Source organism: Pseudomonas sp. GL-B-12, assembly GCF_019955895.1.
Lineage (GTDB): Bacteria > Pseudomonadota > Gammaproteobacteria > Pseudomonadales > Pseudomonadaceae > Aquipseudomonas.
Window position 1 is genome coordinate 22,446 of the sequence record NZ_JAHBCX010000004.1, and the last position, 22,341, is coordinate 44,786.

The window sequence follows — 22,341 nt, forward strand, 5'->3', positions numbered from 1 at the left end:
CTTAGCGGTCCACGTCGGCCATAACGAAATCGATACTACCCAGGTACGCAATCAAGTCCGCGACCATGCTGCCTTTGATCACCGAAGGGATCTGCTGCAGGTGCGGGAAGCTTGGGGTACGAATCCGGGTGCGGTAGCTCATGGTGCCGCCATCGCTCGTCAGGTAATAACTGTTGATGCCCTTGGTCGCTTCGATCATCTGGAAGGATTCGTTGGCCGGCATGACCGGGCCCCACGAAACCTGCAGGAAGTGCGTGATCAAGGTTTCGATGTGCTGCAGGGTGCGCTCTTTCGGCGGCGGCGTGGTCAGCGGGTGATCCGCCTTGTACGGGCCTTCCGGCATGTTGCGCAGGCACTGGTCGATGATCTTGATGCTCTGGCGCATCTCCTCAACACGCACGATGCAACGGTCGTAGGCATCGCCGTTGGCGGCCAGCGGCACTTCGAATTCGAAGTTCTCGTAGCCCGAGTACGGACGCGCTTTACGCAGGTCGAAATCGCAACCGGTCGAACGCAGGCCGGCACCGGTGACGCCCCATTCCAGGGCCTCTTTGGTGTTGTAGTCGGCGACGCCGATGGTCCGGCCACGCAGGATGCTGTTGTCCAGTGCGGCTTTCTGGTATTCGTCCAGACGCTTGGGCATCCACTCGACGAAGTCTTTAACCAGCTTTTCCCAGCCCCGCGGCAGGTCGTGGGCGACACCACCGATGCGGTACCAGGCCGGGTGCAGACGGAAACCGGTAATGGCTTCGATCACCGTGTAGGCGCGCTGGCGGTCGGTGAAGGTGAAGAACACCGGGGTCATGGCGCCGACGTCCTGGATGTAGGTACCCAGGAACAGCAGGTGGCTGGTGATCCGGAAGAACTCGGCCATCATGATGCGGATGACGTCGACCTTCTCCGGCACCTTGATGCCGGCCAGCTTCTCGACCGAGAGCACGTACGGCAGGTTGTTCATCACGCCGCCGAGGTAGTCGATACGGTCGGTGTACGGGATGAAGCTGTGCCAGGACTGACGCTCGGCCATCTTCTCGGCACCACGGTGGTGGTAACCGACGTCCGGTACGCAGTCGACGATTTCTTCGCCGTCCAGCTGCAGGATGATGCGGAACGCACCGTGCGCGGACGGGTGGTTCGGGCCGAGGTTGAGGAACATGTAGTCCTCGTTCGGGCCGGAACGCTTCATGCCCCAGTCTTCCGGCTTGAAGCGCGCGGACTCTTCCTCGAGCTGTTGCTTGGCCAGGTTCAGGGTGAACGGGTCGAACTCGGTGGCGCGGGCCGGGAAGTCCTTGCGCAGCGGGTGACCTTCCCAGGTCGGCGGCATCATGATGCGCGACAGGTGAGGGTGGCCTTTGAAGTCGATGCCGAACATGTCCCAGACTTCACGCTCGTACCAGTTGGCGTTCGGCCAGATGCTGGTGACGGTCGGCAGGCTGAGGTCGCTCTCGGACAAGGCGACCTTGATCATTACGTCACTATTACGTTCGATCGACATCAAGTGATAGAACACGGAGAAGTCGACGCCGTTCGGCAGCCCTTGACGCTTGGTGCGCAGGCGCTCGTCAACGCCGTGCAGGTCATAGAGCATGACGTACGGCTTGGGCAGGTTACGCAGGAAAGTCAGGACTTCGACGAGTTTGGCGCGGGCAACCCAAAGCACCGGCATGCCGGTGCGGGTTGGCTGGGCGGTGAATGCCTCCGGGCCAAAACGGTTGTTCAGTTCGACGACCACATCCTGGTCGTCTGCCTTGTAAGGCGGGATGTACAGAGCACTGCCTGTAGTCATGGTTATTTTATCGCTTTCGGTCAACGTAAAGAATGAAGCCAGGTTCTCGTTCTTTTTAAGAAGCAGATCTGGATCAGACTTCGTCGGGGCTGCGCAGGTTGGTTACCTGAATACGCTGTTCGCGGCGCTTTTCCTTTTCGGAAGGCATCTCGGCGCGATAGACGCCTTGATCACCAACGACCCAGGAAAGTGGGCGACGCTCCTGGCCAATCGACTCCTGCAACAGCATCAAGCCTTGCAGGAAAGCCTCAGGGCGGGGCGGGCAGCCAGGCACGTAGACGTCCACGGGCAGGAACTTGTCCACCCCTTGAACGACGGAGTAGATGTCGTACATGCCACCGGAGTTGGCGCACGAACCCATGGAAATGACCCATTTAGGCTCGAGCATTTGCTCGTAGAGACGCTGAATGATCGGCGCCATCTTGATGAAGCAGGTACCGGCGATAACCATGAAATCCGCCTGACGCGGCGATGCCCGGATAACCTCGGCGCCAAAGCGCGCGATGTCGTGGGGCGCCGTGAAGGCGGTGGTCATTTCCACGTAGCAGCACGAAAGACCGAAGTTATACGGCCACAGGGAGTTCTTGCGCCCCCAGTTGATCGTGCCGTTAAGCACGTCTTCGAGCTTGCCCATGAAAATGTTTTTGTGGACTTGATCTTCTAACGGATCGGAAACGGTTTCCCGCTGGCCAATCGGATACTGCTCGTTAGGAGCATCGGGGTCGATCCTGGTGAGATTGTATTGCATTGCCAAAGCCTCATTGTTTCAGCTTCGCTTGCCGCTTGCGCCGAGCTTCCGGAGCCCAGTCAAGGGCGCCCACTCGGAATAGGTAGACAAGGCCTGCCAACAGAATTGCTATGAAAACGAGAGCTTCGACGAATCCGGTCCAGCCGCTTTCGCGGACGGACACAGACCATGCAAAGAGAAAGAGGGCTTCGATATCGAAGATCACGAAGAGCATCGCGACCAGATAGAATTTGGCTGAGAGCCGCAAGCGGGCGCCACCTGTAGGTAGCATGCCGGACTCGAACGGTTCGTTTTTGCTGCGGCCCCAGGCTTTTGACCCGAGGAGGCTGGAAACACCGAGCATGAAGGCGCAGAGGCCGACAACGCCTAGAAGGAAAATGGCAAAGCCCCAGTTGTGGGCCATGAGTCCTGTCGCTTCGGGCATGCTGGTAATCCTTAACAGAGAGCAAGGGTCTCTGAGCTTGAAAAGAAACAAAAGCAGTGACGATATGTCGCAGCAATCAATCCCGCTGATTTTATGGCTAAACACCCGGCAAGTAAAATTCCTATAGCGAAATTTATTATAGGAATAAGGACATAGCGCGCCTCAAAACCCCCACAGGCCTTGCGGCTCGGGCATTAGCCGGCATTTCGTCAATTATGTTTTGTAGGGAATGTAACGAACATTGTTAACTATAAATGATAATCAGTATTGTTTGGCGTGGTTTTTAAACTGCTTGTCCTTCGGATACTCGGGAAGTTGTCTTATATGGGCGTTACTGCAAGTAGTGGCGGTGTGCGTTTTAGCGGATTTTTCTGACAGTCGTACCGCTCTGGATCAATGATTTTCTACAAGCACCACCGTCCCACAGGTTTTTTTTGCAGTGTTTGTTGAATCGCAGGCAAAAAAACGCCCCGAACCAGTCGGGGCGTCAGATGTGCAGCGCTGCGGTTAGCTTTCTATTCGGCCCGCAGCGGCTGATGTCTCAGTCGAAGCAGATCAGTGGAACTGTTCTTCTTCAGTCGAGCCGGTCAGCGCGGTCACCGAAGACGAGCCACCCTGGATCACGGTGGTCATGTCGTCGAAGTAGCCGGTGCCCACTTCCTGCTGGTGAGCCACGAAGGTGTAACCCTTGGCGGCGTCAGCGAATTCCTGCTCTTGCAGCTTCACGTAGGCAGTCATGTCGTTGCGGGCGTAGTCGTGCGCCAGGTTGAACATGCTGTGCCACATGTTGTGAATGCCGGCCAGGGTGATGAACTGGTGCTTGTAGCCCATGGCGGACAGTTCGCGCTGGAACTTGGCGATGGTCGCGTCGTCCAGGTTTTTCTTCCAGTTGAAGGAAGGCGAGCAGTTGTACGACAGCAGTTGGTCCGGGTATTCCTTCTTGATCGCTTCAGCGAAGCGACGGGCTTCGTCCAGATCCGGCTTGGCGGTTTCACACCAGATCAGGTCGGCGTACGGAGCGTAGGCCAGGCCGCGAGCGATGGCCTGGTCCAGACCGGCGCGTACTTTGTAGAAGCCTTCCTGGGTGCGCTCGCCAGTCACGAATGGCTGGTCGTACGGGTCGCAGTCGGACGTCAGCAGGTCAGCGGCGTTAGCGTCGGTACGGGCCAGGATGATGGTCGGAGTACCGGCAACGTCAGCAGCCAGGCGAGCAGCGGTCAGCTTCTGTACGGCTTCCTGGGTAGGAACCAGTACCTTGCCGCCCATGTGGCCGCATTTCTTCACGGAAGCCAGCTGGTCTTCGAAGTGAACGCCGGCGGCGCCTGCTTCGATCATGCTCTTCATCAGCTCGTAGGCGTTCAGTACGCCGCCGAAGCCGGCTTCGGCGTCAGCCACGATTGGCGCGAAGTAGTCGATGTAGCCAGCGTCGCCCGGGTTCTTGCCGGCTTTCCACTGGATCTGGTCGGCACGACGGAACGAGTTGTTGATGCGCTTGACCACGGTTGGAACCGAGTCCACCGGGTACAGCGACTGGTCCGGGTACATCGATTCGGCGGAGTTGTTGTCCGCAGCCACTTGCCAGCCCGACAGGTAGATCGCCTGGATACCGGCCTTGACTTGTTGTACAGCCTGGCCGCCGGTCAGGGCGCCCATGCAGTTGACGAAATCTTTCTCAGGACGGAAGGCTGGCTTGGCACCCTGGGTGACCAGGTTCCACAGCTTCTCGGCGCCCATTTTTGCAAAGGTGTGCTCAGGTTGAACCGAGCCACGCAGGCGGACGACGTCAGCAGCGGAGTAAGTGCGTGTCACGCCTTTCCAGCGCGGGTTTTCAGCCCAGTCTTTTTCGAGGGCTGCAATTTGCTGTTCGCGTGTCAGTGCCATGGGAGATAAACCTCGTCGCGTCTTTATGAAAAGTTGTTCTGCGGTGGAAAATTCCTGCGCTCGCTGACCAGAAGCTTAAGCGGTCAAGTCGGATTCGGCGGGGAGGGCGACGGGATGAACGATCGGCTCGAGGGGAAGTGAGCAGGTAAAGGCGAACTGCGGGCGCATTCGGGCGTCGTGGGCCTTGGTGCGAACAACAGTGTGGTGCCGGGTTACCTATTACGCTTCCGTCCCTCGGGACAACTTCGTTCCAGTCGACAACCTCGTCAAACACACCTTGTGGGCGGTACAGACACGAAGCGGTTCGCGGGGTAGGTGCGAACATCGCCTCGAAGGCCCTTGCCAGGGCCTCTGATTAGCGGGAGCGAGGCCATCATGCCTTTGCTTTTTTGGCTCGTCAAACGTTTTGTAGTGCTTTTTTTCAGGCACTACATCTTTGGTCTAATACGACTCGTCAGTCAGTTTTTGGTGCTTTAGTCCAAGGTGTCGACTTTCACCCGCAATGTCATGTCGTTGCGGCTCTGGGTCGAGTAGCTGCGGGTCAGGCCCTGTTTGTCGGCCTGGGTTTGGCCGTTGACCCCGGCCAGCAGGATCCACTCACCGAGGTGGCCGGTGACGGTTGTGTCGGTGCTTTGTACGTTCACTACATCGGGACGTTCCTGGCTCATGCGGTCATGGTTGGTACTGATCGACAGGTGGACGATGTCGCCGGTGACGTTTGCGGTGACGTAGAAGCCCTGGGTGACGTTGCGGTATTCGGTCTGGCTACGCAGGTCGCCGTAGGAGTCGGTCTGCGAGCTGGTCAGCGGCACGCTCTGGCCCACCTGGATCAGCGCCGGTGCGCCTTCGCTGGCCTGCACTTGCTGAATGCCGCCGTCGCGGCTATCGGTGCTGTAGTTGATGATGCGGGTCTGGCTTGGCTTGGCGCCGTTCACCGAATAACCCTGGTCACCCTGGAAGTTGTTGTCGCTGGTGTCGACGGTGATCAGCAGGCGCTTGGGTGCGGTGTCGAGTTGCGAAAGAAGGGCTTTAAGTTCGTCGATCTTGCGCTGATCGGCGTTGACGATGAGTTGATTGCCATAGGCGCTGACCTGGCCATCCTTGCCGATGAAATCCTGCGCCACGGGCAGCAGGTCGGCGCTGGTACGGTAGTTCAGGGGCACGATTTCGGTGGCTGCCATGGCCGAAAGGCTGCAGGCCACCAGCAAGGTGCTGAGCAGGGTGCGTAGGGACATATCCGTTATCTCCGCCAACTTGAATTGATGATAGTGCCACTTTGTCGGCCCGGGGCGAGGCAAGTTGAATGGCAGACAGCAAAACGCCCCGGTATCCGGAGATGGCGGGGCGTTTTGTGGTGTTTGCATGCAGCTTTTGTGGCGAGGGGGCAAGCTCCCTCGCCACAGGGTCTCAAGCCGAGTGCCGAACCATGTCCACATGCGGAATCCCGGCTTCCAGGAATTCCTCACTGACCATGTGAAAGCCCAAGCGCTCATAGAACGCCGTGGCTTGTACCTGGGCGCTGAGCATCTGCTGCTTGAGTCCGCGCTCTTCGGCTTCACCGATGACCGCTTGCATCAGTGCATCGCCGACTTTCAGGCCGCGCCAGTCTCTGAGTACCGATACCCTGCCGACGTGGCCGTCGGGCAACAGGCGGGCGGTGCCAATCGGAAAGTCGCCTTCGTAAGCGAGGAAATGCACTGCATCAATGTCATCGGCGTCCCATTCCAATTCTGGCGGAACGGATTGCTCGGCGACGAACACCGTTTCACGAATGCGCCGGATCTCGGCGTTGTCCTTCTGCCAGTCTGCGACACGTACGTGAATCTTATTCATCGGCAAACCCCAGGCTTCCTTGCTTGACCAGTTCGCACAGCAGGCCGCGACCGTCTTCGTCGCTCAGCCAGTCGCCAAGGTTATCGGCGTGGAGCGAGTCGGCAGCGCAGATCATCTTCAGCAGCTCACGCAGTTTGCCTGGCAGGTAACGGCTCTGGCCGCTGGCGAACAGCAGCAGGTCGTCATCGACTTCAGACCACGCCAGGCGTGCGCTAGGGTTGCGAATCAGGATCGCGCCTTGCTCCAGGGCAGACATGAAGTCCTCTTCTTCGACGTCTTCCGGGCCCACCACCAGTTCCGGGTAGCGTGGCTCGGTCATGAACTGGCCGAACCAGGTCAGCAGCAGGCGCTCGTCGCTCATGTGCTCGGCCAGCAGGCCTTTCAGGCGGTCGAGTGCGTCGCGCTGGATCTGGTGAGGATCGGCAGTCGGCAAGGCGTCGGCGTCGGTGTAGCGTTCTTCGTCCGACAGGAACTGGCTGAGGAAGTCGGTGAAGTGGGTCAGCACTTCAGCAGCGCTCGGTGCACGGAAGCCGACCGAGTAGGTCATGCATTCATCAACGGCGACGCCGCAATGGGCCAGGCGCGGTGGCAGGTAGAGCATGTCGCCCGGTTCCAGCACCCATTCATCGGTGGCTTCGAATTCGGAGAGGATGCGCAGGTCGGCGTGGGCCAGCATCGGGCTCTCGGTATTGCACATCTGGCCGATCTTCCAGTTGCGCTTGCCGTGGCCTTGCAGCAGGAACACGTCGTAGTTGTCGAAGTGCGGACCAACGCTGCCACCCGGTGCGGCGTAGCTGATCATCACGTCGTCAATGCGCCAACTCGGCAGAAAGCGGAAATTTTCCAGCAGTTCGCTGACTTCCGGGACGAACTGATCCACGGCTTGAACCAGCAGGGTCCAGTCACGTTCAGGCAGTTTGCTGAATTCATCTTCGGCGAACGGGCCGCGACGCAGTTCCCACGGACGCTCGCCTTTCTCGATGATCAGGCGCGATTCGACTTCTTCTTCCAGCGCCAGGCCGGCCAGTTCGTCGGCGTCGATCGGGCTTTCGAAATCAGGAATCGCCTGACGGATCAACAGCGGCTTTTTCTGCCAGTAGTCGCGCAGGAATTCCCGTGCCGTGATGCCGCCCAGAAGTTGAAGAGGAATATCAGGATTCATGTGTAACCTATTGAAAAAATGCACTTTTCAGACGGGAATAAAAACGCCCGGCGCGGCCGGGCGTCTTAAAAGGGTCTAGCGGTCGATCAGATGCGCTTGGCTTGTTCTACAGCGTTGCCGATGTAGTTGGCCGGGGTGAGCAATTTCAGCTCGGCCTTGGCGGCAGCTGGCATGTCCAGGCCGTCGATGAAAGTCTGCAGCGCTTCTGGGCTGATGCCCTTGCCGCGGGTCAGTTCTTTCAGCTTTTCGTACGGGTTTTCGATGTTGTAGCGACGCATCACGGTCTGGATCGGCTCGGCCAATACTTCCCAGCACGCGTTCAGGTCAGCGGCAATCTTCTGCTCGTTGAGCTCAAGCTTGCTGATGCCCTTGAGGCTGGCTTCGTACGCGATCACGCTGTGGGCGAAGCCGACACCGAGGTTGCGCAGTACGGTGGAGTCGGTCAGGTCGCGCTGCCAGCGGGAGATTGGCAGTTTGCTCGCCAGGTGCTGGAACAGTGCGTTGGCGATACCCAGGTTGCCTTCGGAGTTTTCGAAGTCGATCGGGTTGACCTTGTGCGGCATGGTCGACGAACCGATTTCGCCAGCAATGGTGCGCTGTTTGAAATAACCCAGGGAGATATAGCCCCAGATGTCGCGGTCGAAGTCGATCAGGATGGTGTTGAAGCGGGCGATCGCGTCGAACAGCTCGGCGATGTAGTCGTGCGGTTCAATCTGCGTGGTGTAAGGGTTGAAGCCCAGGCCCAGCTCGTCTTCGATGAAGGCGCGGGCGTTGGCTTCCCAGTCGATCTCAGGGTAGGCCGACAGGTGAGCGTTGTAGTTGCCGACAGCGCCGTTGATCTTGCCCAGCAGCGGAACGGCAGCGACTTGGGCGATCTGGCGCTCCAGACGGTAAACCACGTTCGCCAGTTCTTTGCCCAGGGTGGTCGGCGAGGCCGGCTGACCGTGGGTGCGCGACAGCATCGGCACGTCGGCGAAACGGATCGCCAGTTCACGGATGGCGTTGGCGGTCTGGCGCATCAGCGGCAGCATCACGTCATCACGGCCTTCGCGCAGCATCAGGGCGTGGGACAGGTTGTTGATGTCCTCGCTGGTGCAGGCAAAGTGGATGAACTCGCTGACCTTGGCCAGTTCCGGCAGCTTGGCCGCTTGCTCTTTGAGCAGGTATTCGATGGCTTTGACGTCGTGGTTGGTGGTGCGCTCGATCTCTTTGACGCGCTCGGCGTGCTCCAGAGAAAAGTTTTCCGCCAGGGTGTTGAGCACAGCGTTGGCTTCGGCGGAGAACGCCGGCACTTCACTGATGGCAGGGTGAGCGGCCAGGCGCTGGAGCCAGCGCACTTCAACCAGAACGCGGGCACGGATCAGGCCGTACTCGCTGAAAATTGGGCGCAGGGCCTGGGTTTTGCCGGCGTAGCGGCCGTCAACAGGGGAAACCGCAGTGAGCGAAGAAAGCTGCATGGGGTGTTCTCGGACAGTCGGGCAACGAAATGGGGCGCGTATCATACATGAAAAAATCCGCCGGTCCGTCGCCAACTGACCGGCGTATTACGCGTATTGCTGAGTTCTGTTCTGTTGATGCGGGTTATTCGTTACGCATCAAGGGGTAAAGCTCTTTGAGCAATTTGCGGCGGCTGATCACCAGCTGCCAGCGATGACCGCCCAATTGCCGCCAAAGGCGCGCCGAACGAATGCCGGCCAGCAGCAGGGCGCGGATTTTCGAAGCGTTGCTCGGTTGTTGCAGGTTGCGCATGTCACCGTGTACCTGGATGCGTTGGCGCAGGGTGCTCAGGGTGTCCTGATACAGCGCGCCGCAGGCGGCGATCACGTTTTCGTGGGCCGGGCCGAAGTGTTCGACCTGGGACTGAATCTGCGGCAGGCGCTTGCCGATCACGTCGAGCATGTCGTTGCGCTTGGCTAGCTGACGCTCAAGGCCGAGCATGGCCAGGGCATAGCGCAGCGGTTCGCGCTGCAGGGCGTTTGGGTCGCGCTCGAGGGCGCCGATCAACGCGCGATAGCCTTCACGCAGGTTGATGTCGTCGCCGCCATAGACTTCAAGGGTGTCCTTGGGGTCGCGGATCAGCAGGCTGCCGAGCATGCAGGTCAGGCCGGCTTCGTTGGTCTGGCCGGTCTTGGCGATCCTGTCCACCAGCACCGCGGCGAGAAACACGCCGCCCAGTGCCGTCAGTTGCTCCTGAATCGGGTTCATAGCGCATGGCCCTTGCTCGTCCACGGCTCGGCTACTTCAATCACGCCGCCGCCGAGGCAGATTTCACCGTCGTAGAACACCACGGACTGGCCCGGAGTGACCGCGCGTTGCGGATCATCGAAGGTCGCGCGATAACCGGTGGCGGTTTTTTCCAGGGTGCACGGCTGGTCGCTCTGGCGATAACGAACCTTGGCGGTCAGCTTGCGTGGCTGGCTCAGGTCGATCGGGTTGACCCAGTAGATATCGGAAGCGAGCAGGGCGCGGGAGAACAGCCACGGGTGATCATTGCCCTGGCCGACGATCAGCTCGTTGTGTTCCAGGTCCTTGATCAGCACGTACCACGGCTCGTCACTGGCATCTTTCAGCCCGCCAATGCCCAGGCCCTGACGCTGGCCGATGGTGTGGTACATCAGGCCGTGGTGGCGGCCGATGATTTCACCTTCGGTGGTCTTGATCTCGCCCGGTTGCGCTGGCAGGTATTGCTTGAGGAAGTCGCTGAAGCGGCGCTCGCCGATAAAGCAGATCCCGGTGGAATCCTTCTTCTTCGCGGTCGCCAGTTCGTATTTCTCGGCAATGGCGCGCACTTGCGGTTTTTCCAGCTCGCCGACCGGGAACAGGGTCTTGGCGATCTGTTCGCCGCCGACGGCGTGCAGGAAGTAACTCTGGTCCTTGTTCGGGTCCAGGCCCTTGAGCAGTTCGGTGCGGCCATCGATGTCGCGGCGACGCACGTAGTGGCCGGTGGCGATCAGGTCGGCGCCAAGCATCATGGCGTAGTCGAGGAACGCCTTGAACTTGATTTCGCGGTTGCACAGGATGTCCGGGTTCGGCGTGCGTCCGGCCTTGTATTCGGCGAGGAAATGCTCGAATACGTTGTCCCAGTACTCGGCGGCGAAGTTGGCTGTGTGCAGCTTGATGCCAATCTTGTCGCACACGGCTTGAGCATCCGCCAGGTCATCCATGGCGGTGCAGTATTCCGTTCCATCGTCTTCTTCCCAGTTCTTCATGAACAGGCCTTCCACCTCATAGCCCTGCTCAATCAGCAGGAGGGCGGAAACGGAAGAGTCCACGCCGCCGGACATGCCGACAATGACGCGCTTCTTTTGTGTGTCAGAAGGGGCTGGATCACGCATAGGGATTCAATGAGTGTCTTGAAAAAGGACGCGATTCTAGCAGGCTCGGGCCCGCAAGGCTAAAGAGAAGGACGGATCAATTCGAGGCCGAAGTGAATGCCTTCCAGATAATCATCGATACAGCGGATGATCAGCTCGCTGCGCCAGTTGTCGCGCTGCTCGATTAATTCGTCGCGGGTCAACCACTTGGCGCCGACGATGCCTTCGTCAAGTTGATAATCCGCGTGGTGTTTCAGTGGTTTGGCGATGAAGCAGACCCTCTGGTAGGTCACGCCGTTGCTCGGGGCGGTGTAGAGGTAAATGCCCAGTACGCCGGTCGGTTCGACGTCCCAGCCGGTTTCCTCGAGGGTTTCGCGCACGGCGGCTTCGGTCAGGGTTTCATTCGGGTCCAGATGACCGGCGGGTTGGTTGAGTACCGTGCGTCCGCTCTTGAGTTCTTCGACCATCAGGAAGCGGCCGTTGTCTTCGACGATGGTGGCGACGGTGATGTGGGGTAGCCAGGTCATGAAATATCCTCCGGTCGTCCTGTAGGAGCGAGACTTGCCCGCGAAGGCATCACCGCGATGTCTATCAAAGACCGCGCTGTCTCCTTCGCGGGCAAGCCTCGCTCCTACAGGGTTTTGTATGTTGGAAACACAAACCCCGGCACAGGGCCGGGGTTTGTGATGTTCCCTTACAACCTTAAACCAGCGCAGCGACAGCCGCGTTGAAGGTTGCGCTCGGGCGCATGGCCTTGCTGATCAGCTCGGCGTCGGCGTGGTAGTAACCGCCGATGTCCACTGGCTTGCCCTGAACGGCATTGAGCTCGGCAACGATGGTCGCCTCGTTCTCGGTCAGGGTCTTGGCCAGGGTCGCGAACTGCGCTTGCAGTGCAGTGTCTTCGGTCTGGGCAGCCAGGGCTTGAGCCCAGTACAGCGCCAGGTAGAAGTGGCTGCCGCGGTTGTCGATGTTGCCGACTTTGCGCGATGGCGACTTGTTGTTGTCCAGGAACTGGCCGGTGGCCTGGTCCAGGGTCTTGGCCAGAACAAGTGCCTTAGGGTTGTCGTAGGTCACGCCCAGGTGTTCCAGGGACGCGGCCAGGGCCAGGAATTCACCCAGCGAATCCCAGCGCAGGAAGTTTTCTTCCAGCAGCTGCTGAACGTGCTTCGGAGCCGAACCGCCGGCGCCGGTTTCGAACAGGCCACCGCCGTTCATCAGCGGCACGATCGACAGCATCTTGGCGCTGGTGCCCAGTTCCATGATCGGGAACAGGTCGGTCAGGTAGTCGCGCAGTACGTTGCCGGTCACCGAAATGGTGTCGAGGCCAGAGCGGGTGCGCTGCAGGGTGTACTTCATCGCGTCGACCGGTGCCATGATCTGGATGTCCAGGCCGGCAGTGTCGTGATCCTTCAGGTAAGCCTGAACTTTCTCGATCACTACGCCGTCGTGGGCGCGCATCGGGTCCAGCCAGAAAATCGCTGGAGTAGCGCTTGCGCGAGCACGGTTGACGGCCAGTTTGACCCAGTCCTGGATCGGCGCGTCTTTGGCCTGGCACATGCGGAAGATGTCGCCGGCTTCAACAGCCTGTTCCATCAGCAGGTTGCCCTTGCTGTCGGTGACGCGAACAACGCCGTCAGCCTTGATCTGGAAGGTCTTGTCGTGGGAGCCGTACTCTTCGGCTTTCTTCGCCATCAGGCCAACGTTTGGCACGCTGCCCATGGTGGTCGGATCGAACGCACCGTTGGCTTTGCAATCTTCGATCACAGCCTGGTAGATGGTGGCGTAGCAGCGATCCGGGATCACGGCCTTGGTGTCGTGCAGCTGGCCGTCGGTGCCCCACATCTTGCCGGAGTCACGGATCATCGCCGGCATCGAGGCGTCGACGATGACGTCGCTCGGCACGTGCAGGTTGGTGATGCCTTTGTCGGAGTTGACCATCGCCAGGGAAGGGCGAACGGCGTAGACCGCCTGGATGTCAGCTTCGATGGCCGCTTGCTGCTCGGCAGGCAATGCCTTGATGCGAGCGTACAGGTCGCCGATGCCGTTGTTCAGGTTGAAGCCGATCTGTGCCAGCACGTCAGCGTGCTTGGCCAGCGCGTCTTTATAGAACTCGGCAACGATCTGGCCGAACATGATCGGGTCGGAGACCTTCATCATGGTGGCTTTCAAGTGAACCGACAGCAGCACGCCTTGTGCCTTGGCGTCTTCGATTTCGGCCGCGATGAAGCTGCGCAGGGCGTTTTTGCTCAATACCGCGCAATCGAGGATCTCACCGGCTTGTACGCTGGTTTTTTCTTTCAGGACGGTGGCGGTGCCGTCTTGAGCGATCAGTTCGATTTTCACGGCGTCAGCGGCGTCGATCAGGGCGGCTTTTTCGCTGCCGTAGAAATCGCCGGTGCTCATGTGCGCGATGTGGGACTTGGAGTCCTTGGCCCAGGCGCCCATTTTGTGCGGGTGCTTGCGTGCGTAGTTCTTGACCGACAACGGCGCGCGGCGGTCGGAGTTGCCTTCACGCAGAACCGGGTTCACGGCGCTGCCCTTGATCTTGTCGTAGCGGGCCTTGGCTTCTTTGTCGGCGTCGCTGGTGACGGTCTCAGGGTAGTCCGGCAGTGCGAAGCCTTGAGCTTGCAGCTCTTTGATCGCGGTTTGCAGTTGCGGAACCGAGGCGCTGATGTTCGGCAATTTGATGATGTTGGCTTCAGGCGTAACGGCCAGGGCGCCCAGTTCGGCGAGGTGGTCGGCTACGGCTTTGTCACCCAGTTGCTCGGGGAAGCTGGCCAGGATGCGCCCTGCAAGAGAGATATCGCGGGTTTCAACGGCGATATCAGCCGAGGCGGTGAACGCCTCTACGATAGGCAACAGTGAATAGGTGGCGAGGGCAGGAGCTTCGTCGGTGAAGGTATAGATGATCTTCGAGCGGGTGGGCATATTCGGATTAACTCTCTCTTCTTTGCTAAAGCGTGCGCAGAAACTCGAGGGCGCCGGGTAAGCGCGTTCGTTCAAAGTCATCCATGAGCCGAATATCGAGGTTTCGTTGCTGTGATGTTGGGTGCATCAGTAGGGCGTCAAGTGGCCGGACTGCGATAACAGGCCGGCCTGCCAGGCGGAAAGTCTCGTCGTAGAGCGCTTCAACCGTCGTGACCCTGTGGTCAGCGGCGGCATTATACATAGGTAGCTGGCAATCTGCCGATGGTTCATACACAACGAATGTCGTCCATTGGTCTAAAGGTCGCAGGGGCAAGTCGAGCGTAGAGTCATTCGTCGTGCTTGGTTTTGGCGCTTTTCCCTTTGCTTTCAGGCTTGTAGCGCACGAGTTGCAAGGCTTTGCGGCAGATGGATGGAACATAGGGTTTGCGCGCCGATTCAACTGGGTTACGCTCGAACCAAGCCAGATGTTCAATCCAATCAATGGAGTTCAGCATGGGTTACAAGAAGATTCAGGTTCCAGCCGTCGGCGACAAAATCACCGTCAATGCAGACCATTCTCTCAATGTTCCTAATAACCCGATCATCCCCTTCATCGAAGGCGACGGCATTGGTGTCGACATCAGCCCGGTCATGATCAAGGTTGTCGATGCTGCTGTTAAGAAGGCTTACGGTGGCGAGCGCAAGATTTCCTGGATGGAAGTGTACGCCGGGGAGAAAGCGACTCAGGTTTACGATCAGGACACCTGGCTGCCTCAGGAAACCCTGGACGCGGTCAAGGACTACGTGGTTTCCATCAAGGGCCCGCTGACCACCCCGGTCGGTGGCGGCATCCGTTCCCTGAACGTGGCCCTGCGTCAGCAACTCGACCTGTACGTCTGCCTGCGCCCGGTGCGCTGGTTCGAAGGCGTGCCTAGCCCGGTCAAGAAGCCAGGCGATGTCGACATGACCATCTTCCGCGAGAACTCCGAAGACATCTACGCTGGCATCGAGTGGAAGGCCGGCACGCCGGAAGCCACCAAGGTCATCAAGTTCCTTAAAGAAGAAATGGGCGTTACCAAGATCCGTTTCGACGAAAACTGCGGTATCGGCGTCAAGCCGGTGTCCCTGCAAGGCACCAAGCGTCTGGCACGCAAGGCCCTGCAATACGTGGTCGACAACGATCGCGATTCGCTGACCATCGTGCACAAAGGCAACATCATGAAGTTCACCGAAGGTGCCTTTAAGGAATGGGCCTACGAAGTGGCGGCTGAAGAGTTCGGCGCGACCCTGCTCGACGGCGGTCCGTGGATGCAGTTCAAGAACCCGAAAACCGGCAAAAATGTCATCGTCAAGGATGCCATCGCCGACGCCATGCTCCAGCAGATCCTGCTGCGCCCGGCCGAGTACGATGTAATCGCAACCCTGAACCTGAACGGCGACTACCTCTCCGACGCCCTGGCGGCGGAAGTGGGCGGTATCGGTATCGCGCCGGGTGCCAACCTGTCCGACACCGTGGCTATGTTCGAAGCCACCCACGGTACTGCACCGAAGTACGCCGGCAAGGATCAGGTCAACCCCGGTTCGCTGATCCTGTCCGCTGAAATGATGCTGCGCCACATGGGCTGGACCGAAGCAGCCGACCTGATCATCAAGGGCACCAACGGCGCGATTTCCGCCAAGACCGTAACCTATGACTTCGAGCGTCTGATGGAAGGGGCCAAGCTGGTTTCGTCTTCCGGCTTCGGTGATGCGCTGATCTCGCACATGTAAGAAAACGCAGGCACACAAAAACCGCCTGATTCAAGAATTTGAGTCAGGCGGTTTTTTTATGGCGGGATGACGGTGTGGTCTTACACCGTAACGGTCTGTTGCGGGGCGGATGTCGTCGCTTTCGAAGCATCCACCGGATTGCCGATGTTGATCGCGTGCAGGCCTTTGGGGCCCTGGATGATGTCGAATACGACAGCTTGCCCGGCTTTCAGGGTTTTATAACCTTCCATCTGGATGGCGGAGTAGTGGGCAAACAGATCTTCTGTCTTGCCGTCCTCGATGATGAAACCGTAACCCTTGGCGTTGTTGAACCATTTGACCTTGCCGCTGACCTTGCCGCCTGACATACCCAACTCCCTCTGCAACAGACTCCATCACTGGAGTATCATTCCGTACATCCGCAGTCGAATCTGTAAATAAGATTGACTCCGCGGACCTTTTTTACCCACTGTGGGCTCTATTGGTTGTAACACCGTTTTGCCGATAGTCAAGCTGACCCGGCAGTCGGAGTTGAAATCGCTGATAGCCGCCCCCACCACTGTATTTGAACAACTGACGAACCTTTCTTTCCATGCATGCAATCAGCCAGATTCGACTAACATTCAATCAGGATCGCCCTGATTTACACGACGACGATTCCGCGGGCATTGCTGTTCAGGAGGCAAAGCCTGCACTACAGGCGCCGCCGATGTACAAGGTGGTTTTGTTCAATGATGACTACACACCGATGGATTTCGTCGTCGAAGTGCTCGAGGTGTTTTTTAACCTGAATCGCGAGCTGGCGACCAAGGTCATGCTGGCCGTCCACACAGAAGGGCGGGCAGTATGTGGAGTGTTTACCCGTGACATCGCCGAGACCAAGGCCATGCAGGTCAACCAGTACGCCAGGGAAAGCCAGCATCCGCTACTCTGTGAAATCGAGAAGGACGGTTAATCGCCGACCACTTGGGTATGAGGTGAAGCTATGTTAAACCGCGAGCTCGAAGTCACCCTCAATCTTGCCTTCAAGGAAGCCCGTTCGAAGCGTCATGAGTTCATGACCGTCGAACACCTCTTGCTGGCCCTATTGGACAATGAGGCTGCCGCCACCGTTTTGCGTGCGTGCGGCGCAAACCTCGACAAACTCAAGCATGACCTGCAGGAGTTCATTGACTCCACCACGCCATTGATCCCCGTGCATGACGAGGATCGCGAAACCCAGCCAACCCTGGGCTTCCAGCGTGTACTGCAACGTGCTGTGTTTCACGTACAGAGCTCGGGCAAACGCGAAGTGACTGGTGCTAACGTGCTGGTCGCGATCTTCAGTGAGCAAGAGAGTCAGGCGGTGTTCCTGCTGAAACAGCAGAGCGTTGCCCGCATAGATGTCGTCAACTACATCGCCCATGGCATTTCCAAGGTGCCGGGGCATGGCGATCACTCTGAAGGTGAACAAGATATGCAGGACGATGAGGGCGGTGAGTCTTCTTCCTCTGGCAATCCCCTGGATGCTTATGCCAGCAACCTCAACGAGCTGGCGCGCCAGGGTCGTATCGATCCGTTGGTGGGTCGTGAGCTGGAAGTCGAGCGCGTCGCGCAGATCCTGGCGCGTCGTCGCAAAAACAATCCGCTGCTGGTGGGCGAGGCGGGCGTGGGTAAAACCGCGATTGCCGAAGGTCTGGCCAAGCGCATTGTCGACAACCAGGTGCCGGACCTGCTGGCCAACAGCGTGGTTTACTCCCTCGATCTGGGGGCCTTGCTGGCCGGTACCAAATACCGTGGCGATTTCGAGAAACGCTTCAAGGCGTTGCTCAATGAACTGAAAAAACGTCCGCAGGCGATCCTGTTCATCGACGAGATCCACACCATCATTGGTGCGGGTGCCGCGTCCGGTGGCGTCATGGATGCATCGAACCTGCTCAAGCCGCTGCTGTCCTCGGGTGATATCCGTTGCATCGGTTCGACCACGTTCCAGGAATTCCGTGGCATCTTCGAGAAGGACCGTGCTTTGGCCCGGCGCTTCCAGAAGGTCGATGTGTCGGAGCCTTCGGTGGAAGACACCATTGGCATTCTGCGCGGCCTGAAGGGGCGTTTCGAAAGCCATCACAATATCGAATACAGTGATGAAGCCCTGCGCGCGGCTGCCGAACTGGCCTCGCGTTACATCAATGACCGTCATATGCCGGACAAGGCCATCGACGTCATCGACGAAGCGGGTGCCTACCAGCGCCTGCAACCGGTCGAGAAGCGTGTGAAGCGCATCGAAGTGCCGCAAGTCGAGGACATCGTCGCGAAAATCGCGCGGATTCCACCAAAACACGTCACCAGTTCCGACAAGGAGCTGCTGCGTAACCTCGAGCGTGACCTGAAGTTGACCGTGTTCGGTCAGGATGCCGCGATCGACTCGCTGGCAACCGCGATCAAGCTGTCCCGTGCCGGCCTCAAGTCCCCTGACAAGCCTGTCGGTTCGTTCCTGTTCGCAGGGCCTACCGGTGTCGGTAAAACCGAAGCGGCGCGTCAGTTGGCCAAGGCCTTGGGTGTCGAGCTGATTCGTTTCGACATGTCCGAGTACATGGAGCGCCACACCGTATCGCGTCTGATCGGTGCGCCTCCGGGTTATGTCGGGTTCGATCAGGGCGGTTTGCTTACCGAAGCCATCACCAAGCAGCCACACTGCGTGCTGTTGCTCGATGAGATCGAAAAGGCGCATCCGGAAGTCTTCAACCTGCTGCTGCAGGTGATGGACCACGGTACGTTGACCGATAACAACGGGCGCAAGGCGGATTTCCGTAACGTGATCGTCATCATGACGACCAATGCCGGTGCCGAGACCGCGGCCCGTGCTTCGATCGGTTTCACCTATCAGGATCACTCGTCCGATGCGATGGAAGTGATCAAGAAGAGCTTCACGCCGGAATTCCGCAACCGTCTGGACACCATCATCCAGTTTGGTCGCCTCAGCCATGAGGTCATCAAGAGCGTGGTGGACAAGTTCCTTACCGAGCTTCAGGCGCAGCTGGAAGACAAGCGTGTGTTGCTGGAAGTCACCGATGCAGCCCGCAACTGGCTGGCCGAAGGTGGCTACGACGCGGCGATGGGTGCTCGCCCAATGGCTCGCCTGATCCAGGACAAGATCAAGCGTCCGCTGGCGGAGGAGATTCTCTTTGGCGAACTGGCCGAGCATGGCGGTGTGGTACACATCGACATCAAGGACGGCGAGCTGACCTTCGAGTTCGAGACCACGGCCGAGATGGCCTGACGTTCAGAAGCAAAACAAAAAGGCGCCGGTTGGCGCCTTTTTGTTGTCTGCAGGTCATACACAAATCCAGTGTGGGAGCGGGCTTGCTCGCGAAAGCGTCGGCATATCCAGCATCCCTGTGTCAGACAGATCGCATTCGCGAGCAAGCCCGCTCCCACATTGTCCGAGTGCGGCAGCTAAATCGCAGGCAAACAAAAACGCCCGGCATAAGCCGGGCGTCTTGTATTGACTTGATTAGCGAGCGCGGTAAGTGATGCGCCCTTTGCTCAAGTCATAGGGAGTCAGCTCTACGCGCACTTTGTCGCCGGTAAGAATACGAATGTAGTTCTTGCGCATCTTGCCGGAGATGTGCGCGGTTACGACGTGCCCATTTTCCAACTCCACACGAAACATGGTGTTGGGCAGGGTGTCGACGACAGTGCCTTCCATTTCGAAGCTGTCTTCTTTCGACATGCAGTAAAGCCCTCGGTGTCCAATGAATGGCCCGGTGCAACTGCGCCAGGCAAAAGCGGCGTGCATTGTGCCCGAAAAGTGGGGTTTAAGCCAAGGGGTTTAGGGCCGGCTCTAGTTTAGAACCACCCAGCGCTGATTAATCAGCAACTCAATAGGGCGATATTGAGTCTTGTAGTTCATTTTTTTGCAGTTTTTGATCCAGTAGCCGAGGTAGACCGCATCCAGCCCCAGCCGTCTTGCCTCGGCGATTTGCCAGAGGATTGCATAGCGCCCAAGGCTGCGGCGCTCTTCGGCCGGTTCGTAGAAGGTGTAGACCGCCGAAAGACCGTTCGGCAGTAAATCGGTGACGGCGACGGCCAGCAGCCGGCCGTTCAGGCGGAACTCGTAAAATCGGGAAAACGGCAGGTCTCGTACCAGAAATGTCGAAAACTGGTCGCGACTCGGCGGGTACATATCGCCATCGGCGTGACGCTGTTCGATATAGCGCTGGTAAAGGTCGAAGTACTCTTCGTTGAAGCCGGGCTTGGCCGGACGCACCTGCAAATCCACATTGCGCTTGAAGATGCGTTTCTGTTGCCGGTTGGGCGTGAACTGCCCCACGGGAATGCGTGCCGGAACGCACGCATTGCAATTCTGGCAATGCGGCCGGTAGAGATGATCGCCACTGCGACGAAACCCCATCTCCGACAGGTCTGCATAGACATGCACATCCATGGGCTGGCTAGGGTCGAGGAACAGGGTTGTGGCCTGCTCATCGGGCAGATAACTGCAAGAGTGCGGCTGAGTGGCATAGAACTTCAAACGCGCCAACTCGGTCATGATCAACCCTCGGGATAATGCTTTTGAATAAGTGTAAGCCACGCGCGCAAATGTCGCTCAGCAAACCCAGGTGGCGGTGTTGGGTTGGTCCAGGTGCCTGGCCAGATAGCCGGCAAATTCACGGCGGGGAATGGCTCGGGCGCCCAGGCTGTGCAAGTGATCGGTGGGCATCTGGCAATCGATCAATACAAAACCCGAGTCTTTCAGATGCCGAACCAGTGTGGCAAAACCGAATTTCGAGGCGTTGTCAGCGAGGCTGAACATGGACTCGCCGAAAAACAACTGGCCCATTGCCAGGCCATACAGCCCGCCAACCAGTTCATCCCCGTCCCACACTTCCACCGAGTGCGCGTGTCCGCGCCTGTGCAGTTCGATGTAGGCGTCCTGCATGGCCTCGGTGATCCAGGTGCCGTCAGCATAATCCCGGGGTGCGGCACAGGCACGGATGACGGCGGCGAAGTCCTGATCGAAGGTCACTTGGTAGCGTTGCTGGCGCAGCAGCTTGTTCAGGCTGCGCGAGACGTGCAATTCGTCGGGAAACAGAACCGTGCGCGGGTCCGGTGACCACCAGAGGATCGGCTGGCCTTCGGAAAACCATGGGAAGCAGCCGTGGCGATAAGCCGAGATCAGCCGATCGGCGGACAGATCGCCACCGGCAGCCAGCAGCCCGTTGGGGTCGCGCATGGCCTTTTCCAGCGGTGGGAAATGCAAGGTGTTGCGTTGTAACCAGGTCAGCATGGCATCCGGACTTACAGAAGGGGAGGGCAGTGGTGGGTTTTGGCCCGCCATAAAGTTTGCCTTCAAACGGTTGGAATGTCGTCGAGGTATTTTTCGGCGTCCAGTGCCGCCATGCAACCGGCCCCGGCAGACGTAACGGCCTGGCGGTAAACGTGGTCGGCCACGTCACCGGCGGCAAACACACCGGCAATCGCCGTAGCGGTGGCATCGCCTTCGCTGCCACCCTTGACCAGCAGATACCCGTCGCGCATTTCCAGTTGGCCCGTAAACAGGTCGGTATTGGGTTTATGGCCGATGGCGATAAACACCCCGGCCAGCGGCAGTTCCTTGGTTTCACCCGTTTGGCTGTCCCGCAGGCGGGCGCCGGTCACGCCGCGGGCATCGCCGAGCACTTCGTCCAGGTTCTGGTTCCAGTGCAGGCGGATATTGCCATTGGCGGCTTTTTCGAAGAGTTTGTCCTGGAGGATCTTCTCCGAGCGCAGCTTGTCGCGCCGATGCACCAGGTGCACTTCCTTGGCGATGTTCGACAGGTACAAGGCTTCCTCGACCGCCGTGTTGCCGCCGCCTACCACCGCAACCACTTGATTTCGATAGAAAAATCCATCACAGGTCGCGCACGCTGACACCCCTTTGCCGGCAAACGCTTCTTCCGACGGCAGGCCCAGGTATTGCGCGGAGGCGCCGGTGGCAATGATCAAGGCGTCGCAGGTGTAGGTGCCGCCATCGCCGATCAATTCGAACGGCCGTTGTTGCAACTTGGCGGTGTGGATGTGGTCGTAAACGATCTCGGTGGCAAAGCGCTCGGCGTGTTTTTGCATGCGATCCATCAGCACTGGTCCGGTCAGGCCTTCAACGTCGCCTGGCCAGTTATCCACTTCGACGGTGGTGGTGAGCTGGCCACCTGCCTGTATGCCGGTAATGACAACGGGCTTGAGGTTGGCGCGGGCGGCATAAACGGCCGCGCTGTAACCCGCAGGGCCGGAGCCCAGGATAATCAGGCGTGAATGCTTCGCTTCGCTCATAAAAACACCTCATAAGCCTTTGTCACCAAAGAGAATGCATGCTCAAATTGAACAGCATGTCATGTGCTGTTGACTATGCTACACCCAAGGGTCTCAAGCATGGCGTCGTGCGTACAAACCCGTACAATGCCCTGCGTGTTACATATATTCAGTGCGCGCCATGTTTATAAAAACCGGGGCGCAGTGTTAAAAGTAGTCCCGGTAACGCGTGTTAACTTTTTTACCTGCCTGGATTGGGCGGTTTTTTCG

The 22,341-nt window shown here is 58.7% G+C and carries 21 protein-coding genes; 3 read left to right on the top strand and 18 right to left on the bottom strand.

Translation table 11 applies throughout. The annotated features are described in order from the left end of the window. Nucleotide 1 precedes the first annotated feature (1 nt). From nuoC to KGA85_RS02190, 13 genes are all read right to left on the bottom strand, one after another. A complete protein-coding gene (nuoC, locus tag KGA85_RS02130; protein WP_223453962.1) occupies nt 2–1,786 on the bottom strand; it encodes an NADH-quinone oxidoreductase subunit C/D in 1,785 nt (594 codons plus the stop codon). 73 nt (nt 1,787–1,859) lie between these two features. Then, nucleotides 1,860–2,534, bottom strand: a complete 675-nt coding sequence (locus tag KGA85_RS02135) for a NuoB/complex I 20 kDa subunit family protein (protein WP_007970441.1) — start codon at nt 2,532–2,534, stop codon at nt 1,860–1,862. A 10-nt stretch (nt 2,535–2,544) separates the two neighbouring features. Next, nucleotides 2,545–2,958 carry an NADH-quinone oxidoreductase subunit A gene (locus KGA85_RS02140; protein ID WP_003223812.1) on the bottom strand — a complete coding sequence of 138 codons (414 nt, stop codon included), beginning with the start codon at nt 2,956–2,958 and terminating at the stop codon, nt 2,545–2,547. Nucleotides 2,959–3,513: 555 nt separating this feature from the next. Further along, nucleotides 3,514–4,839 carry an isocitrate lyase gene (gene aceA, locus KGA85_RS02145; protein WP_007970439.1) on the bottom strand — a complete coding sequence of 442 codons (1,326 nt, stop codon included), beginning with the start codon at nt 4,837–4,839 and terminating at the stop codon, nt 3,514–3,516. A 473-nt stretch (nt 4,840–5,312) separates the two neighbouring features. Continuing rightward, nucleotides 5,313–6,074 (bottom strand): secretin N-terminal domain-containing protein, encoded by a 762-nt coding sequence (locus KGA85_RS02150; RefSeq protein ID WP_223453964.1) that lies wholly within the window; start codon nt 6,072–6,074, stop codon nt 5,313–5,315. Between the two features lie 172 nt (nt 6,075–6,246). Then, nucleotides 6,247–6,672: a GNAT family N-acetyltransferase gene (locus tag KGA85_RS02155; protein WP_223453966.1), complete on the bottom strand. Its 426-nt coding sequence runs from the start codon at nt 6,670–6,672 to the stop codon at nt 6,247–6,249. Continuing rightward, complete coding sequence (locus tag KGA85_RS02160) at nt 6,665–7,834, bottom strand: cupin domain-containing protein (RefSeq protein ID WP_223453967.1); 1,170 nt, start codon at nt 7,832–7,834, stop codon at nt 6,665–6,667. Before KGA85_RS02160 ends, KGA85_RS02155 begins: the two co-directional genes overlap by 8 nt. 86 nt (nt 7,835–7,920) lie before the next feature. Next, nucleotides 7,921–9,291, bottom strand: a complete 1,371-nt coding sequence (gene purB, locus KGA85_RS02165; RefSeq protein ID WP_223444758.1) for an adenylosuccinate lyase — start codon at nt 9,289–9,291, stop codon at nt 7,921–7,923. Between the two features lie 124 nt (nt 9,292–9,415). After that, entirely contained in the window at nt 9,416–10,039 is a 624-nt protein-coding gene (gene hflD / locus KGA85_RS02170; protein WP_223531879.1) for a high frequency lysogenization protein HflD, read from the bottom strand. Continuing rightward, nucleotides 10,036–11,169, bottom strand: coding sequence for a tRNA 2-thiouridine(34) synthase MnmA (mnmA, locus tag KGA85_RS02175; RefSeq protein WP_223531877.1), 1,134 nt, complete (start codon nt 11,167–11,169; stop codon nt 10,036–10,038). Before mnmA ends, hflD begins: the two co-directional genes overlap by 4 nt. Nucleotides 11,170–11,228: 59 nt before the next feature. Then, on the bottom strand, nt 11,229–11,675 hold the full coding sequence (locus tag KGA85_RS02180) for an NUDIX hydrolase (protein WP_223453970.1): 447 nt from the start codon (nt 11,673–11,675) through the stop codon (nt 11,229–11,231). A gap of 175 nt (nt 11,676–11,850) precedes the next feature. Continuing rightward, on the bottom strand, nt 11,851–14,076 hold the full coding sequence (locus tag KGA85_RS02185) for an NADP-dependent isocitrate dehydrogenase (RefSeq protein ID WP_223542864.1): 2,226 nt from the start codon (nt 14,074–14,076) through the stop codon (nt 11,851–11,853). Nucleotides 14,077–14,402: 326 nt separating this feature from the next. Next, the gene (locus tag KGA85_RS02190; RefSeq protein WP_185754733.1) at nt 14,403–14,570 is read right to left on the bottom strand and encodes a hypothetical protein; all 168 of its coding nucleotides are present in this window, start codon (nt 14,568–14,570) and stop codon (nt 14,403–14,405) included. On the opposite strand from KGA85_RS02190, the gene icd reads away from it, so the two are divergent. Continuing rightward, nucleotides 14,569–15,825 carry an NADP-dependent isocitrate dehydrogenase gene (gene icd / locus KGA85_RS02195; protein WP_007972065.1) on the top strand — a complete coding sequence of 419 codons (1,257 nt, stop codon included), beginning with the start codon at nt 14,569–14,571 and terminating at the stop codon, nt 15,823–15,825. The two genes, KGA85_RS02190 and icd, sit on opposite strands and share 2 nt — an antisense overlap. Before the next feature lie 80 nt (nt 15,826–15,905). Here icd and cspD read toward each other — a convergent pair whose 3' ends face one another. Continuing rightward, a complete protein-coding gene (gene cspD, locus KGA85_RS02200) occupies nt 15,906–16,172 on the bottom strand; it encodes a cold shock domain-containing protein CspD (RefSeq protein WP_223453974.1) in 267 nt (88 codons plus the stop codon). Between the two features lie 224 nt (nt 16,173–16,396). On the opposite strand from cspD, the gene clpS reads away from it, so the two are divergent. Both clpS and clpA read left to right on the top strand, forming a co-directional pair. Continuing rightward, nucleotides 16,397–16,759 carry an ATP-dependent Clp protease adapter ClpS gene (gene clpS / locus KGA85_RS02205; protein WP_015094394.1) on the top strand — a complete coding sequence of 121 codons (363 nt, stop codon included), beginning with the start codon at nt 16,397–16,399 and terminating at the stop codon, nt 16,757–16,759. A 30-nt stretch (nt 16,760–16,789) separates the two neighbouring features. Continuing rightward, nucleotides 16,790–19,060 (top strand): ATP-dependent Clp protease ATP-binding subunit ClpA, encoded by a 2,271-nt coding sequence (clpA, locus tag KGA85_RS02210; protein WP_056723817.1) that lies wholly within the window; start codon nt 16,790–16,792, stop codon nt 19,058–19,060. Nucleotides 19,061–19,294: 234 nt separating this feature from the next. Here the strand turns inward: clpA and infA are convergent, their stop codons facing one another. The 4 genes from infA to trxB all read right to left on the bottom strand — a co-directional run bounded on the left by infA (nt 19,295) and on the right by trxB (nt 22,092). Continuing rightward, nucleotides 19,295–19,513 (bottom strand): translation initiation factor IF-1, encoded by a 219-nt coding sequence (gene infA, locus KGA85_RS02215; RefSeq protein ID WP_002553999.1) that lies wholly within the window; start codon nt 19,511–19,513, stop codon nt 19,295–19,297. Between the two features lie 111 nt (nt 19,514–19,624). After that, a complete protein-coding gene (locus KGA85_RS02220) occupies nt 19,625–20,332 on the bottom strand; it encodes an arginyltransferase (protein ID WP_223453976.1) in 708 nt (235 codons plus the stop codon). Nucleotides 20,333–20,389: 57 nt separating this feature from the next. Further along, on the bottom strand, nt 20,390–21,070 hold the full coding sequence (gene aat, locus KGA85_RS02225) for a leucyl/phenylalanyl-tRNA--protein transferase (RefSeq protein ID WP_223453977.1): 681 nt from the start codon (nt 21,068–21,070) through the stop codon (nt 20,390–20,392). A gap of 62 nt (nt 21,071–21,132) precedes the next feature. Further along, a complete protein-coding gene (trxB, locus tag KGA85_RS02230; RefSeq protein WP_150755578.1) occupies nt 21,133–22,092 on the bottom strand; it encodes a thioredoxin-disulfide reductase in 960 nt (319 codons plus the stop codon). Nucleotides 22,093–22,341 lie beyond the last annotated feature (249 nt).